The following is a 17,410-nucleotide window of genomic DNA, read 5'->3' as shown; positions in this document are numbered from 1 at the left end:
TTATTCAATTTAAGCAACTCATTATTTATTTAAACCGTGTACCTGAAATTCGGCTATTGATGCAGGTTTTGTTGCCGTAGTAATAAATAATCTGCATTTTGTAGTTGTAACAGCATCAAATACTACTTCTTTATTGCTTCCGCACATACTACCTTTAACTACATCTATCCAATTGGTGCCATCCCAATATTCAATTTTAAAACTTGTTATATTATTTTCTAACTCATTTATAACAACTTTGCTTATTTTTTGAGGTTCCATCCATTCCATTTCTAACCATTCCTCATTTTTATTTTTTGCGCTCCACCAACTTTTATCATCATTATCATTCGCTCTAAATGATTCAAAACCTGGGTTTTGAGCATCTGTAAAGTACATAGAAGAAGCACTAGCTCTGGCTATTAAAGATAAATTACTCCCCTTGTATTGTGGTTTTGCATAATTTACTTGAGGCAATTTATTAGAAGTAAAATTATAAACACCCGATTGAACCTCATAAATGATATATTGCCCAACAGCATCATTTTTTTCAACTCCTACATATTTTATTCCTTCTGCTTTTGATGCTAATATATTTCCTTCCAAAACTTCATCAGCACTTGTGGCTGGTATATATACTTTAGAACTCGTATTTACTGGAATTTCGATATGTAAAGTTGCTTTACCTTCTGTTTTAGTCCAATTGCTTATAATTTTACCGTACATAGATTCATGCATCGTATTAGCATAAGTTAACTTACCAACAAGCGCAGGTTTAATTAAAAATTTTTGAAACCCATAATTCTCTGGATCTATACGAATTCCTCCAAATCCTTTTATAAAATAACCACCAATACCTGTATAACACGTATGTATTCTACTAGCCCCTGTACTAGACCATAATTCTGGCCACGTAGTTTCTCCTTGCGCTATGAAATAGCCATAACTTGGATGCCTTTTATCGATTAACAACTCATAAATAAGATCCATACGTTCCCCTTCTTCAATAAAATATCTTGTGTATAGCGACTGCCCAGAACTACCAACATCGTAATAAGGAAAACCATAAAGCATCTTATCTACTAAATTATCATACACTTTTTGTTTTTCTGATGCTGGAGTAACTCCAGAAAACAATGCAAAAATTTGATCTACCTGACGCCCCGTTCTATAATTTCCTGTATTAGAATCATACGTATTGGCGTGTGTAGCTTTGCGTTGTACTTTTAAGCGATCTGCATATTTGGCAACATCTTCCTTTTCTCCTAACTCTTCCGCAACTTGCTTTGCAATAGCTAACATATAGGCATATAAGCTATTATTAAAATGAACGGCATCTGGAGAATTCATACTTCTAAAATCGTTACCATGAGGAGTTGCCCAATCTCCTAAACCAGGAAATGCACGTTTCCCTTCTTCCCCTGTAATTAAGGAACCACCATTCTGAAAATCTGAATGATTTAATAACCATGTCATCCATTTTTCCATAGATTTATAGTTATCCTTCAATATTTTAATATCTCCAAAGGTTCTGTAGGTTTCCCAAATAGTAAGCGGATTATTAGCTTGCCACATTAAAAATGGTCTGTCGGCTTCATTTACAATACCACGCGTTCTACCATCAGAAAATTGTGCGTCTCTCATATACTGCATATATTGATCCATATAAGCGCCACTTTCAAAATTAGGCAAAGCATCGCCATACATAGCTGCAACAGTAACCTCTCCCCAACCACGTCTTTCTCTATGCGGGCAATCCATCATAATACCATCTAGTGTATTGGCTAACAAGGTTCTAATATTCATTTCATAAATTTCATTTATCAATTTATTAGAACTTTCAAACGCACTTATTCTCTTTCGGTTACTTGTTATTGTATATCCTTTTATGTCATTAATATTAGGTTTATAATTTAAACCCGATAAGGTAAACCAACGTCCGCCTGCGTAATTAAAACGATTTGTAAAAGTTCCAGATCCACTTTTATCAAATACGTATTTACTACGTTGGCTTTTATTACATCTTACCTCTTTTATATCACTTATTTCTATAGTAACGGTATCTCCAACAGCACCATTTTTAAGGTTTATTTCAAAAAGACCTGAATAATTAGTACCCATATCAACACGATAAGTACCATCATCATTTTTTGAAATTTTGATAGGTTTGTGTTCTTTATATTTAACCTGAGGCTCTACCATTTGAGCGCTTATTGTATGAGGCATTTTTCCTTTACTAATAACAGCGTTCCCCCACAAAGCATCATCAAAACTAGCTTCATTCCAGCCTTTCACTATTCTACGAGCATCAATTAATTCTCCTCCAAAATCTTGAATTTCCCACTGACCAATATACTCACTATAACTCTTAGCACATTTCCAGGTTGTGTCTGAGAGTAAATCGATAGACTTGCTTTTTGTTTTAATATTTGCCTGTAATTTAAACGCATACGGAACATTTTTATGCTCATGAATACGTGTCCAACGTGTCCAACCAGCAGCATGCCAAACAGCAATTACGTTATCTCCCTTTAATAACTGATCTGAAATATCATAAGCAATATAAGGCACTCTTTTTTTAAGATATGAAGAAGCTGGGTTAAGAATATTATCCGTAATTTTTTTACCATTTACATACAATTCGTGATACCCCAAAGAAGCCACATACACCATTGCAGATGTAGGCGCATCTTCTAATATAAAGTTTTTACGATACCAATTATGGTCTAACTTAGATTGGTCTTCTTTCTGTATCCACTCGCCTTTCCAATCTTTCGCATTTAGTAAACCTATTGTAAATTTAGCATTATCACTCCATGCAGATACTTTACCTGATGCATCCCAAACACGTACTTTCCAGAAACATTGTTGTCCTGATTGAAGTTGCTGCCCTTGGTAAATGGTATTTACAGAAACGTCACTTTCTATTTTTCCTGAATCCCAATAATCTCCTTTATTAGAATTTAAATTATTTAAACTACTAGCTACTAAAATTTGATAAGCAGATTGCTTTTGACCACGAGTTTTATTTTTGTCTATATTTTTCCAACTTAATCTTGGTTTTACATTATCTATACCTAAAGGATCTGTGCGATATTCGCATTTAAGATCTGTTGTATTTACTGTTGCAAAAGAGTTATAACTAGTAAAAAATAAAGTTAACACCCCTACTACAAGCAACTTATAATACTTTATTGTAAAACGGTAATTTGAAATATGTTTTATATTAATAAAAAGCATTTTTTGATTTGATTTTTTTTATAAATTTAATTTGATTTTTTTACTTAACTATTCTGTAGTATCAGGCATTCTTTATTCTTTATTTTTACCCCAACTAGTTACTAAATAGATATACACACAAAATAAAATTATCTAATTCTTGTAAAATTAAAGAACAATAATGATTGTATCAATTAACAATTTGATATATTTATTGCACAAAATGACACCACTTTGAAAGAAAGAAACAAAAAATACCTGATCATTTTTGAACAAGACAAAAAATGGGGCTTTTTCATTAATAATTTAGGAAGTACAAAAATAAATAAGAATGAAGAATACCCATCTAAAGGACATCCTGGGAGATATATGTTTACTTGGGAAAAAGGGAGGGTTTTAGATGAATTTCATTTTGTATTAATAACAGAAGGTGAAGGAATTTTTGAAAGTAAAGAAACGGGGAAAAAGAAAGTATCTGCAGGAGATGGTTTTCTACTTTTTCCTGGTGTTTGGCATCGATATAAACCAACTAAAGCAATTGGATGGACAGAAAATTGGGTGGGTTTTTCTGGTACTATTGCCAAACAATTGCTTTCTAACGGCTTTTTTAATCCTCAAAACCCAATAATACCTAAATGCAACCAAGTAAGTATTCTTAATTATTTTGATAGTCTTTTTAAACTTTTTAACAACGAACCTTTTGGCTACCAACGTTCAGCATCGGGCATATGCATGCAATTGATGGCAGAAGCATATAATATACAACAACATAATAGTGATGACAATTATTTAGGTTCGATGGTTTCTTACACCAAACATTTAATGTATAAGAAAATAAATGAATCTATCGATTTAAAGAAAATAGCGTTAGACCTTGGGGTTAGTTATTCTAAATTTAGAATTGATTTTAAAAAACAAACAGGAATATCGCCTTTGCAATACTTTTTACTTCTAAAAATAGAAAAATCTAAAGATTTATTAATTAGAACAAACAAAACACAAAGAGAAATTGCTTTTGAGCTAGGTTTTGAATCTGATTATTACTTTAACCGGTTGTTTAAGCAAAAAATAGGCATTACACCAAAACAATATAGAAACAGTAAAAACTAACTTTTTATAACTAAAAAAAAGATACCTAAATAACGCTTATTTATTTATTTTTATCAACTTAAAACAAGGTAGTTATTAGATGATAAATAGCACTAATTTGTATCTTTGTTTTTAAAATTTCACTTCAATTACGAATTACACTTATACTAAAAAAATGAAAACATTTCTAAAGGATGACTTTTTACTTCAAAATGATTTTGCAAAAAAGTTATATCATGATTTTGCCAAAAAACTACCGATTATAGATTATCATAATCATTTATCACCTCAACAAATAGCAGAAGACACTCAATTTGAAAACATAACACAAGTTTGGTTATATGGCGATCATTATAAATGGAGAGCAATGCGTGCTTTTGGTATTAATGAGAAATATATAACAGGGAATGCAACTGATAAAGAAAAGTTTTTAAAATGGGCAGAAGTGGTTCCTTTTACAGTTAGAAATCCTTTGTTTCATTGGACTCATTTAGAATTGAAAGCTTATTTTGGAATTGATGAAATTTTATCATCAGAAAATGCAGAAGAAATTTACAATAAAACAGCTAAACTATTACAAAACAAAACACACTCTGCTAATGGTTTATTAAAAATGCTAAATGTAGAAAGTTTATGTACAACTGATGATCCTATTGATGATTTAAAACATCATATTGCTATTCAAAAAGATGCTTCTAAAGTTAATGCTTTTCCAACTTTTAGACCCGACAAATCTTTTGCCGTAGAAGATGTAAAAGCTTACAACCAATATCTTACAGCACTAGAAAAAGCAAGTAGTTTATCTATAAATAGTTATCAAGATCTTTTAAATGCTTTAGAAAATAGAATTTCTTTTTTTAATGAAAATGGCTGTAAATTGTCTGACCACGGTTTAGAACAATTGTCTTATTTTGATACAGAAATATATGATATTGCTACACTTTTTAATAAAGTAAAAGCTAACGAAAACTTAACGAATGAAGAGGTTGCTTTCTTTAAAGCAAAAACAATGATTTCTTTAGGTAAAATGTATCATAAAAAAGGTTGGACACAACAATTGCATTTGGGTGCAATTAGAAATAATAATAAACGATTATTAAGTGAACTTGGACCTGATACGGGGTTTGATTCTATTGGAGATTTCTCTCAAGCTAAAGCCTTAAGTGGTTTTTTAAACACCTTAGACAGCACTAATCAATTAACAAAAACTATTGTTTACAATTTAAACCCTGCAGATAATGAAGTATTTGCAACTATGGTTGGTAATTTTAACGATGGTACTATTAAAGGTAAAGTACAGTTTGGTGCAGCTTGGTGGTTTTTAGACCAAAAAGACGGAATGGAAAAACAAATTGAAACACTTTCTAATCAAGGTCTATTAAGTTGTTTTGTTGGAATGTTAACCGACTCTAGAAGCTTTTTATCTTTTCCAAGACATGAATATTTTAGAAGAATTTTATGTAATATTATTGGTACTGATGTTGAAAAAGGAGAATTACCAAATGATGAAAAATTCTTAGGTAAAATTGTAAGTGATATTTGCTATTACAATGCTAAAAATTATTTCAATTTTAAAAATAAATAGACATCACTTTACTTTTTATTAAAAATTAAAAAAACTTAAAACATTAAAATTAATGTTTTAAGTTTTTTTTTAAAACTAGCTAAATTCTATTTAACTTACTGTAATTGCTATAGACAATTCTTTATTACTTTTATCTAAAAAAAACTCTAAAGGAATTGCTTCTACACCAGGAACCATATTAAAAGTTCTGGACCCTACAATTTCTTTCATTTTTATAGCAGTATTTGCTTTTATTCTTACCAATCCTTCTGGTTTCTGAATTGTAATTTCATTATCATTTACCCAACTAACCACTTCTCCTGTTGGTGATGCTATTGGCAAAACAAAAGCCGTATTTTCTATAATAGGCTGTTTTGTTTTTACACAAATATTCATTTCATCTACCGTACATTTATAAGCTATTTTAAAGTTAGAAGCAGTTTCTGCTACCACTTCTCTTGCTTCATTTTTAAGTTTTACATCTGTTAGTAATTCTATTTCGCCATTGCTATCAGATGTACTTACATTAGCTGTTAAATCGAAAAGATTTGTATACCATTGATTACCTTTATAAGTTTCTATTCTAGGTGTTAAAGCGATATCTTTACCAGGTTGAACTTGTTGATTGTTTTTTTCTACCAATTGATAAACGGCCATACTTGCAGCACATAATAAACCAACTTTATTGTGATATAAAACCCCTAAAGCACCTCCTGTTGCCTGACGAAAATCATACTTATAATGGTATTCTGCATCATAAGCACTTACTGTACCTCGCCAATCTCCACGTGCAAAAAGTGAAACATCTAAATCTTTAAAGTGAGTAACTCCATCTGTATTTTTTCTAGGTAAAGCTGTATTTTTATTAATTTCTGGTAAATGCTGCCAATGATCTAATAACGCTGTTAATGGTTTTGCATGCGTAAAAGTATGATGCACACAAGGAGGTACTCCATGAGATATAAAGTGTGGGCCTCCATGGATTAAACCATCTGCCGTACAACGTTGCAATAATTCTGTATTTTTTACAGCAGCAGTACCAAATGCCGGGTTTATATGCGCCATCATACCAAATGCTGGCTGACTACCATCGCAAGTTCTACTCCCCCAATAACTCCATTTGTATTGACGCGTACCCCAACTATTATCCCAAGCGCCATCTGGTAACATAAATTCTAAATGACTGTTTAATGATTTTGTAACTAATTGTAATAATTCTTCATCTTTCTCTTTTAAGGCGTACATTACTAAACTATTTAATGTTTCTTCAACATTATAGCCTAAATCTACACCGTGTAAACCTTTTACACTTAATTTTTTAGAACTCTTTTTACACTCTCCAAATAATAAACCTTCGTTTTCTGTAAAATACAGTTTTACATCTGCTGCTAACGTTTTACTTTTAGCAATAAAGGCATCATTTTTAACAACATTTCCTATTAAATTTAAACCATAAATTGCAGTACCACCGTAATTTATATTGGTAAAATCAATTGTAAATGTATCGTAAATATACTGTCCTGCTCTTTCTAATCTTTTGGTCCAAGTATTTCTAAGTTCTTTTTCTAAAACATGTCCATGATAATGTAATCCTTCTGCCAAAGCAATAGCTCCAAAAACAGTAATCCCTTTCCACGAATTTGGATTAGGAATAACACTCCAACTACCATTTTCTTGAGAAACGTTATGTTCTGCCCAACCCATTACTAAAATTGCTCCTTCTAAATATTTTTTATCTCCAGTAATATCTGCCATATACAAAAAAGGGTACACTGCATCCATACAACGCCCATGAATGTGTGAACATGATGGGCAACCTAAGGCTCCGTGTTCTTCTAAATTAGATGGATTGTTTATTTGTACTCGTAACATACCATCACACCAATCTTTTAAAAGATTAGATGTTAATTTTTTAAACTCTAGCGAATGATCTGCATGATTTGAACATGAATTTAAAACACCTACAGTTGGCAGAGATAAACCTAAACCTGCTAATGCAGATAATTGTAAAAAACTACGTCTTTCCATTTTTATATTTTAATTTATAAGGTAATAACCTTTTGTGCATTTTGATAAAATTCTGTCAATTCGAATAAATTTTACGATTGCAATGCGTAAAATTTGTATCGAGAATACGTATTTTAAGTTAATAAATTGTTCTAGATATAATTTTTCGTACCTCAAAATCACTCGAAAAGATATTTTAGAGTTATAAAAAAGGTGAAAATGCACAACAAGCGGTAATACTATAATTTTAAATTAACTTATTTTATAATTAGTTTAGAATGATATACTTTTTGTTGATCATCTAAAACCTTAATCAAATAAACACCAGGTTTAAAAAGATTCTCTTTATTTAGCAGAATACTTTTACTTTTAGTTTCATTTTTATAAACAACTTTACCTAAAACATTATAAATCTTAAAACTGGTAGCATTTATGTTATTAAGTTCTATTGTAAAGTTACTGTTTGTTGGGTTTGGGTATACTTTTAAATAATCTAAATCTTTATTTTTATCTATGCTAAGAACTCCAACTGGTTCTAGTAGCCACTTGCTTCTATCATCTGTTTTATTAGAATGAATAATAGTGTTGTCTGAGTTATGATATAAATATCTACCTAGATTTCGCGTTTCAAAAGTATATATATTATTACCCTCATTTACAACTTTCCAAATTTTATCTACATCTACTTTAGGTCCTGAGAAATTTGTATGAATTAAAGTACCTGCAGCACCTCCCGTAAATCTTAAAACCCCCTTACCTGTAAGCTTACTTTCTATATTAAAAAAATCACCAGACCCTGTTTCAACAAGCCTCCATTCTTTATCTTCTCCTGCTCCTGAATCACTTGCTAGAAGTGTTGTTTCTTCTGACTCTAAATATTTTCCTGTAGCTACATTTTTAAATGTAAAATACGTTTTAATAACATCTACTTTCGGCTTAACATTTACACTTATACCAATCGAAGAAACGCTATAATTATTTTCATCAAAAACAATTGCTTTTACACTATAATTACCAGGTTTAGTTGGCGCCCAGTTTACACTATAAGAAGCAGTGTTGTCTTCTTTATAAAATTGATTATCAATAATAAAATGCACCTTAGTAATGGTGCCTAAATTAATAGAAGCTTCTGCAGAAAGAGCTATTGTTTCACCTACTCTCATTTCATAATTATCTATAGGTGATGTTAAGGAAACATTTAAAAATGTATTTACCCCTTTATTTAACCTATCACTTAACTGCTTTTCAAACAAACTAGAAGGGTTAAGATGTTTATTTTTAGATTCTACATAGCCTAATTCTAAACCTGTTGCATTACAACAACCTTTTTCTGCATGCGGTCCTTCTGAACCAATTGACCAATTTGTGTGGTCTGACGGAAGTTCTGCTATAATTAATCTATCTGCACTAGAGTTCCATAACATACAAGAAACAGAGGTCCAACCATGCCCTGACCCTGAATTTCTTCTATTTGCTAACTCTAAATTATGACCTTGAATATCTATATTATCAAACAAAATACCAGAGGCCCATCTTTGGTGTGGACCAGAAGGCTGAACAGCCTCAATAGATTTAGAATTTAAAAACACATTAGGCCCTGCAACTCTTGCTCCTGTAACATAATCGTGTCTGCCTCCTTTAGCAAAACAATTTTTAAATAAATTCTGTTGCCCCCAAGTATTAAAAGAATACATTCTACCACCAATTACTTGTCCTTTTGCTTCTTGCATAGTACAGTTATCTACTGTAATTTTTAAAGCTTGATTTAAAATATTGACACACGCATAAGTAAAATAGTATGAATTTACTTTCTTAGCCCATCCATTCTCTACGTTATTAAAAGTAACACCATCCCAAGCATGGTTTTCATCTGTTTGAGAAGCAAAAAATGATTCTAATCTAATATTTTCTATACCCACTTCTTCTATTCTTCCACCCCATGTATATTTATACAAAAAACCTTCGGAATATATAGGATCAATAAGATCCATTACAGGTACATCAATCGTTAATTTATTTCCACTTACTCCTATAATTTTTCTTTTGTATTGAATAGTATAATACTCAGGTGTCCAGTTTGTGTCTCCTTTATTACCTGGTGTTTGATTTAAATCATGCATCCCCAATAAAACAATCCAATCTTGATTAGGTTTTCTTTCTAGCATTATACGATCTCCAACATTAAAAGAATGTCCTTCTGCTACATTTATAGTTCTAGTACCTACTGGTACATACGAATCTATAATTTTTGTTTTTGATGATTGATTTATAATAGGATTTCCATTTCCTTCAAAAGCAATCAAAGTAGATTGAGATCTCTTATCTGCAACAATTACAGTAGCATCACCCTCTCCTCTAATTACAATTCCACTTTTTTTAATTTTAATTGTAGAACTTACGCTGTAGGTACCTGCTTTTAACAACAAAGTACCTCTATGCCCATTTGCATCTAGTGGCAACAGACCTAATTCGTTAATTGCGTTTTGAATATGTACTAAATTGTCTCCAGCTACAGGCTCTATTATTTTCTTAACCTCAACTACAGGAAGTTCTTTTTCACTATGATGATAACCTACATTACTATAATCTGGTATTACATTTCCTTTACTATCTGGCATATATGTTAACCTCCCTTGGTCATCATAACCTAATAAATTAGAGGTCTGTGAATAAGATATCTGAAAAGATAAAAACAAAAAAACTAGAACTACTTTTTTCATAACAAATTAAAATTTTAATTAATTTACTTTTAAATCATTATACTTCACAACAAGAATTTATTATAGAGAAACAAACTTTTTGTAACAGCTCTAAACCTTTATAATTAAAATTTATTACAAAACACTTCTCTTTAATAAAATTAGGTTTTACAATAAACCGTTTAAATGCTGGTATTTAGATTTAAAAATTTATTTTACAGAATGAACAAAACATATTTTTAATGATTTAGATATTATCAATATGTATAATGTACATTTAGTAAAACAATTATTTTTTACTATTATTTAATGACTAATTTTTGATAATGTACTTTATCGTTATTCCCTAAAACCTTAATTAGGTAAATACCTGATTTAAATTTATTGTTATTAATTACATTAATGCTATTACCTATAATTTTAGAGTTTTCATAAACAACCTTACCTAACACATTGTAAATTTTAACATTAACACTATTAAAATTATTAAATGCCAGTGTAAAATTATTGTTTGTAGGATTTGGGTATACCTTTACAGATGACAAGGCAACAACCTGGTTAGTAACACTTAAAGAAGCACTTGTAGATTCTACCTTCCATTTACTTCTTACTTCCGTTTCTTCTGCAAGAAGGTTATAAAACTCTCCATCTTCTTGATGATATAAAAATCTATTTTGATCTTTTGCTTCAAATCGATAAGTATCATCTGACTCATTATAATGTACAGTCCAAATTTTATCAGAATCTGTAGCAGGCGCTCCTTTACCTGTATTTATAATTATATATGGCGGAGTATTACCGCCACCAGTAGCACGTAATATACCTTTACTTGTTTCACTATCTATATTATAATACACTTTAGATTGGTATTCTGTTTTTACAAATGTCCATTCTTTTTCTACTCCTTCACCAGAATCACTACCAATTACCGCTGCCTCATTTGATGTTAAATACTTACCCGAACCTACATTTTTTAAACGGTACACATCTCCTGTTAAATTCGTTTTATCTTCTTCTATTACTTCAATTGTAATTTCTGATGACTCTATATTTTTATCACTATCATTATATGCTATTGCCTTGATGATATATGTACCAACATCCGAAGGTACCCAGTCTAACAAATAAGGATCTGTTGTATCTGTTTCTAGCAACTCTCCATTAACAATAAATTCAACTTTTGTAAGTGCTCCTGTATCTGTCGTTGCTTTTGCGTATAACTGAACGTTTTCTCCTTCTTCAAATTGTTGATTATCTGACGGAGATAATAAAGACACTTCAAATGGTTTTGGACCATTTTTAATATTTAAATCAATTATTTGTAAATAGGTAGGTTGTGTATCATCACTATCTGATGCATTGTTTTCTAATAAATAATAATATAATTTTCCTTCATGAATATTAACAATACCTTTTCTAAATCGTTTACCAGATGTAGCCTCATATACTCTAGAAAACAAATTTGTTCCGCCAGGTGCTTGTTCTACATAAGGTCTACCAGAAGAATTTAAACCAATAATATATATATTATCTCCAGAAGAATAAAGTGCTTCTGCTCCTGCAAAATCTGTGGTTGTTATAAATTCTGTTGCTCCAGAAGGTTTATAAGTATGCACATACTTGGTTACGTTATTCTCATTATCTTTTACTTTACCAATAAAATGTACGTCTTCATTATCTGTTACTGTAAAATCAAAACCACCTACAATATTCACTTTATCTTTTAGAGTAGTTGCTACTAAATCTCCTGGTTCTGAAACTAATATTTTATCTGCATCTGCTAACGGTCTTGTAAACCCAGTTCCTTCATGATTTTTCCATTGTGTAAGTCCGCTTGGGTCATCAGAATACGCATAATAAAACCCATTTTGATATTGGTATTTATCATTTCTATTATCTGATCTTCTTTGAAAACCAATTCTTAACTTACCATTTAAGTATTTAAAATCTCCATATAAGCCCCAGTTATATTCACTACCATAACCTGATGCTTGCATTCTGTTAAATTCTGTATAACCTTCCCAATCAGTTCCATCGTATTTAGCAAATAAAAATTTTCCATTATTAGCATAACCAAATCTCATTTTCATAAATAAATCTCCTTGGTCATTTACAAAAAATGCAGGATAAGTTAATAATCTTGTTGTATTTAAATCATCTATACCAGGAAAAGCTAAGTGTTTGTAATTGTTATTAGGAGATTGAATGAACAAATCTAAAACAAATTCATCATCTGGTACAGTTGCAGCATCAGCAACCGTGTAAGAATATCTTAAATAATCATTAGCAAAAGCGGTTACGTTACCATTTCTATGCATGTCATACAACATGTGTATTGTACCGTTTTTTGGAGAAATACCTACAGCAATTGTATTGTGTGTTTCACCAATCCACCACTTACCATTATACCCAGTATGTTGATGCGGAAATTCTATTGTTTTTTGAATACCTGTTTTTGTATTGTATCTTGTAAGCATAACATGGCGGTCATCTTTACCTCCTCTATACCAGGTCATAAAAACATAATCTCCATAAACCTTTATACAATCTCCGTGAGGTGTAAGTGCTGGTCCATAAACATAATCATAACCCGTTGTTGAGTTAGTGGTTGTGTTAAGTGCTACCCTATTACCATTAAAATACATGGCAAGATCGGTTATTTTAACTTCTTTCTCTAGCGTTACTTGAGCAATTGCAACCTGAAAAGATAACAAGGTTAAAATTGCAAATATTAAATTTTGTAGTGTGTGTTTCATCTCAAATAACTAATTTAAATTCGTTTTTAAAATACTTTATATGTTGTATAATAACATTTTATAAATATAATTTGAAGTTTTTTTTAAACCATCCTGTTATAACCTGATTGCTTGTTTATTCTTATTAAGACAAAAAAAGCCTCAACTTAAAAAAAGTTGAGGCTTTAAAATCTATTTTATTTTTGATTAAAATGAATTTATTTTTAATTGAATTGTGTGTTTTCCAGGAGCTAATCTTACAACTTTAAAAGCAGAAGGTACTTTTTGTCCATTATGGATAAAATCTTTTCCTTCTAAGTTGTTTAATGAAAACTCAGCAACCATGTTACCAGGAATTTCAATTTCATAAGTTTGCAATCTTGGTCCGTTATATTTATAAGATGCTTTTATTGTACCTCTAACCGTTGGTACTTCTATAGAGCTAGATTTAAGTTTACTCATTTGAGGCTTAATAGTAGCTACATCAAAACCTGGTGTTTTAGGTTTAATACCCCACAAACCTCTAGGTATTGCATTTGCTGGTACTGCTCCCCATGCATGGTTCCAATCTAAATTATTTTTATAAGAATTATCCCAAGCTTCTAAAGTAATGGTAGATCCAATACGAATCATATTATACCAACTTCTTTTAGCTTTACTTGCTAATAATTCTAAAGCATAATCTGCTTCACCTGCATTATACAAGCCATCCATTAAAAATTGCGATCCGTAAACACTACAAGCCATTCCTCTAGATTTCACATAATCTACAACCGATTTATAATGCTCTTCTGGGACTAACCCAAATGCTAAAGGCATCATATTTGCGTGTAAAGAGGCATGATCTGTACCAATACCATCTACATAAATACCTCGTTTTTTATCGAACATTTGTTCGTTAACAGCCTTTTTTGCTTTTGCTGCTCTTAATTCAAAATCTAAAACTTCTTGCGTTTTTCCTAAAATTTTAGCAAATTCAGACATAATTTTCATGTTTTCATAAAAGAAAGCATTAATTACTGTACTGTATGGCTTAAATACAAAACCATCTCGTTCTCCTTTGGTTTTACTTCCATTAAAATTAGCTGATGGCCAATCTACAATATCTGTTAATGGTTTTTTATATCCATCTGCAAAACCTAATTTACGCATAAATTCTTTATCTACTTTTGTTGATGTTATTAATCCATCCTCATTAGATAATTCGAACAAAGTTTTATGTTTTAGCTCTTCATAATAACGTTCTATAAGCTCTGTATTTCCTGTATACATATAATCTGCATAAATAAGCAATGCAACATGTTGTTGCCATTCTGTTGGCCATGTTGGATTTTTCATAAAATACTCTATAGTACGTCTTGCCATTGCATACTCTCTATCTGTAGTATAATGGCTTAATTGATTTAAATAAGCATCTGCCTCATAAGGTATTCTTTCTCTATCTCCGTCTACATACAACCCATTAAAAGTAGTTGCTTTTATAGAGTATTTAGATAAATCCCAAACTTGGTTTAAGATATCATTATCACTTTTAAAACTACTTGCTTTTTCATCCCAATAAGTATGGTAAGCCAATTGTGTAAAGTTATCTGCAAAAATTGGTGCTTGTGCTCCTTCTACTTCTGCATATCTAAACGGCACTAAAGGAGGAAATCCTTTTGGTAAAGCAATTGCTTTATTTGGCCTTGTATTTCTTTCGTCTGTATGTACTTTTATTTGATAGTTTGTTTGACCTGGTTTTACATCAATTTTTATTTCTTGATAACGAATATTACTTTTCTTTGGTGGAGTTCTATTAACATTTCCGTTATCATCAACCATTTCACCAACTCTAAAGGTTAATGTGTGTGGGGTTGTTGCATTATATGTAAAATTGATGGTTGCAAAAGCTGCTTTACCAAAATCCATAAAATAGAAATTATTTCTTTTTTCAAATTTTACAGGTTTAATTTTATCAACCTGAAATTTATTTTCTGTAGAAATAATATAACTATCACTTTTACCTGTAGTAAATTTTTGAGCCTCAGAATAATCTACCAATCTATTATCTTCATCCCAAATTCTTACTTTCCAAAAATATGTTTTTCCAACCTCTAAAGGGTTTCCTTTAAATTCTACATTTGAAGATGCATCTGATCTTACTTGACCACTATCCCAAACATCTCCGTTATTATTATTAATACTTTCTAGATTAGAAGATACTAATATTTGGTATGCAGATTGAAATTTAGACGCTAAAGGAACCGTCCAACCAAATTCTGGTTTGGTATCAAAAATTTGAACATCTGTACCTGGTTTTCTTATTAACTCTACTGTTAAATCTGTTGGCGCTGCTCTATATTTATCGCTATTTCTTTTAATAAGCTCATCTGTTTTTGCTCTTAATTCGGCTAAAACTTTAGCATATTTTCTTTTACCAACAAGGTTTTTTATTTCTTTTGGATCTTTTTTAAGATTGTATAACTCTTCTAAAGATTTATCATTTACATATCTAAAGTATTTCCATTCTTCTGTACGCACTCCTTCACTTGGTGGTATTTCGCTAAAATCCCAAATATGTTCTATTAAAATAGTATCTCTAGCAATGGTATTTACATCTTTTAAAACTAAAGGTTTTAAACTTTTCCCTTGCCAAGTTTCAGGTATTTTTACACCTGCAAAATCTGCAATTGTAGAAGTAACATCAATATTTAAAACCATTTCATTGATGTCTTGATGTTTGTTTACTCTAGGATCAAAAATCATTAATGGAACTCTTATTGAGTTGTCATACATTAACCATTTTCCTGCCATTTGACGTTCTCCTAAAAAGTAACCGTTATCTCCCATTACAATAATAACAGTATTTTTATCTAATCCTTTTTCTTTTAGTTTTTTACGGATTTTTGCAATTTCTAAATCTACACCCGCAATCATTCTATAATATCCTTTTAAACTATGCTGATATTTTTCTGGCGTGTCATATCTCCAAGTCCAACGTAATCTGTTAAAGCCTTTTCTAACAATTTCTGGTTGTGCATTAAAATACTTATCCTCAGAAAGATCTGCTTTAGGTATGGTAACATCTGTTAATAGATTGTCTGTAGCATCTTGCCAAAAGTATTGGTCTGGCGCACTATCGTGTGCATGTGGCGCACTAAAACTTAATGATAAACAGAAAGGTTTTTCTTTAGAAGAATCATCTATAAAATCTAAAGCTTGCTGCCCTGTATATCTTGTTAAGTGAACGGTATCTTTACCAATTGTTTTATAAAAGTAACTTCTTTTATCTTTGTATCTATGGTTTCTATCATAAGATTCATAAACATCAAATTGTTTGTCTAACTCTTCATATCTAACTCCATATTTACCAAAAAAACCAGTATGATATCCTGCATTTTTTAAGATCGTTGGATACGAATTATCCATATACTCACTTCTAATATTTCCTGTTTGAAAATTAAAATTATGAGTTCTTTCATGCAAACCTGTTAAAAGACTTGCTCTACTTGCCGCACAAATAGGTGTGGTTACAATGGCATTCTTAAAATAAGTACCCGATTTTGCTAGTTTGTCCATTTCTGGAGTTTTTACATAGCTATTACCTACGTACCCAATAGCATCAAAACGCTGATCATCCGTTAAAATAAATATGATATTTGGTTTTTCTGGATTATCTTTATTTTGTTGAGAATAAATTGGCTTAAACATAGTTAAAGCCAATACTAGTACTAATAAAAACCTTTGTTTTTGCATCATAAAATGTTACTTTATTAATATTATATTTCTATTTTAATCTAATAATAACAGTGAATTTAATTACACTTTTTAAAGATTTAAAAGTAAATTAGTTATGGTAAAATCGTATCCTGTTCTATCCTGAAAAACAATACTTTTACTAAGCTCATAAGTATTATTAAAGCACGCATATCTCTAATTATAAAGCCATTGTTTCTTTACAAATTAATAATTGTTATTGTTTTCTTTTTCATAAATAATATCTAAAAAAGGCTAATGCTACTAACTTTAACTAATATACCTCAGATAAAAGTACAATTGCTGGGTAAATAAAGGCCATTATAAAACAAATTCTTAATAGTAACAACACACATATTACTAATTTAAAACGCCATAACAAT

The 17,410-nt window shown here is 30.6% G+C and carries 7 protein-coding genes; 2 read left to right on the top strand and 5 right to left on the bottom strand.

Features of this window, described 5'->3' with window-relative positions; translation table 11 throughout:
• Positions 1–21: 21 nt before the first annotated feature.
• Positions 22–3,219 (bottom strand): family 78 glycoside hydrolase catalytic domain, encoded by a 3,198-nt coding sequence (locus tag WG951_RS00795; protein ID WP_105048317.1) that lies wholly within the window; start codon positions 3,217–3,219, stop codon positions 22–24.
• A gap of 213 nt (positions 3,220–3,432) precedes the next feature.
• Between WG951_RS00795 and WG951_RS00790 the strand changes: the two genes are divergently transcribed.
• Positions 3,433–4,308, top strand: coding sequence for an AraC family transcriptional regulator (locus tag WG951_RS00790; protein WP_105048316.1), 876 nt, complete (start codon positions 3,433–3,435; stop codon positions 4,306–4,308).
• A 154-nt stretch (positions 4,309–4,462) separates the two neighbouring features.
• Positions 4,463–5,872: a glucuronate isomerase gene (gene uxaC, locus WG951_RS00785; protein ID WP_105048315.1), complete on the top strand. Its 1,410-nt coding sequence runs from the start codon at positions 4,463–4,465 to the stop codon at positions 5,870–5,872.
• 90 nt (positions 5,873–5,962) lie between these two features.
• On the opposite strand, the gene WG951_RS00780 is transcribed toward uxaC, so the two are convergent.
• From WG951_RS00780 to WG951_RS00765, 4 genes are all read right to left on the bottom strand, one after another.
• A complete protein-coding gene (locus WG951_RS00780; protein ID WP_105048314.1) occupies positions 5,963–7,879 on the bottom strand; it encodes a hypothetical protein in 1,917 nt (638 codons plus the stop codon).
• Positions 7,880–8,115: 236 nt separating this feature from the next.
• Positions 8,116–10,578, bottom strand: a complete 2,463-nt coding sequence (locus tag WG951_RS00775) for an Ig-like domain-containing protein (protein WP_105048313.1) — start codon at positions 10,576–10,578, stop codon at positions 8,116–8,118.
• A gap of 281 nt (positions 10,579–10,859) precedes the next feature.
• Positions 10,860–13,313, bottom strand: coding sequence for a BNR-4 repeat-containing protein (locus tag WG951_RS00770; protein WP_105048312.1), 2,454 nt, complete (start codon positions 13,311–13,313; stop codon positions 10,860–10,862).
• 186 nt (positions 13,314–13,499) lie between these two features.
• Entirely contained in the window at positions 13,500–17,030 is a 3,531-nt protein-coding gene (locus tag WG951_RS00765; RefSeq protein WP_245893476.1) for a sulfatase-like hydrolase/transferase, read from the bottom strand.
• Positions 17,031–17,410 lie beyond the last annotated feature (380 nt).

The sequence above is a fragment of the Polaribacter butkevichii genome (genome assembly GCF_038024105.1).
Lineage (GTDB): Bacteria > Bacteroidota > Bacteroidia > Flavobacteriales > Flavobacteriaceae > Polaribacter > Polaribacter butkevichii.
This window is presented reverse-complemented; position numbering and strand designations above follow the sequence as displayed.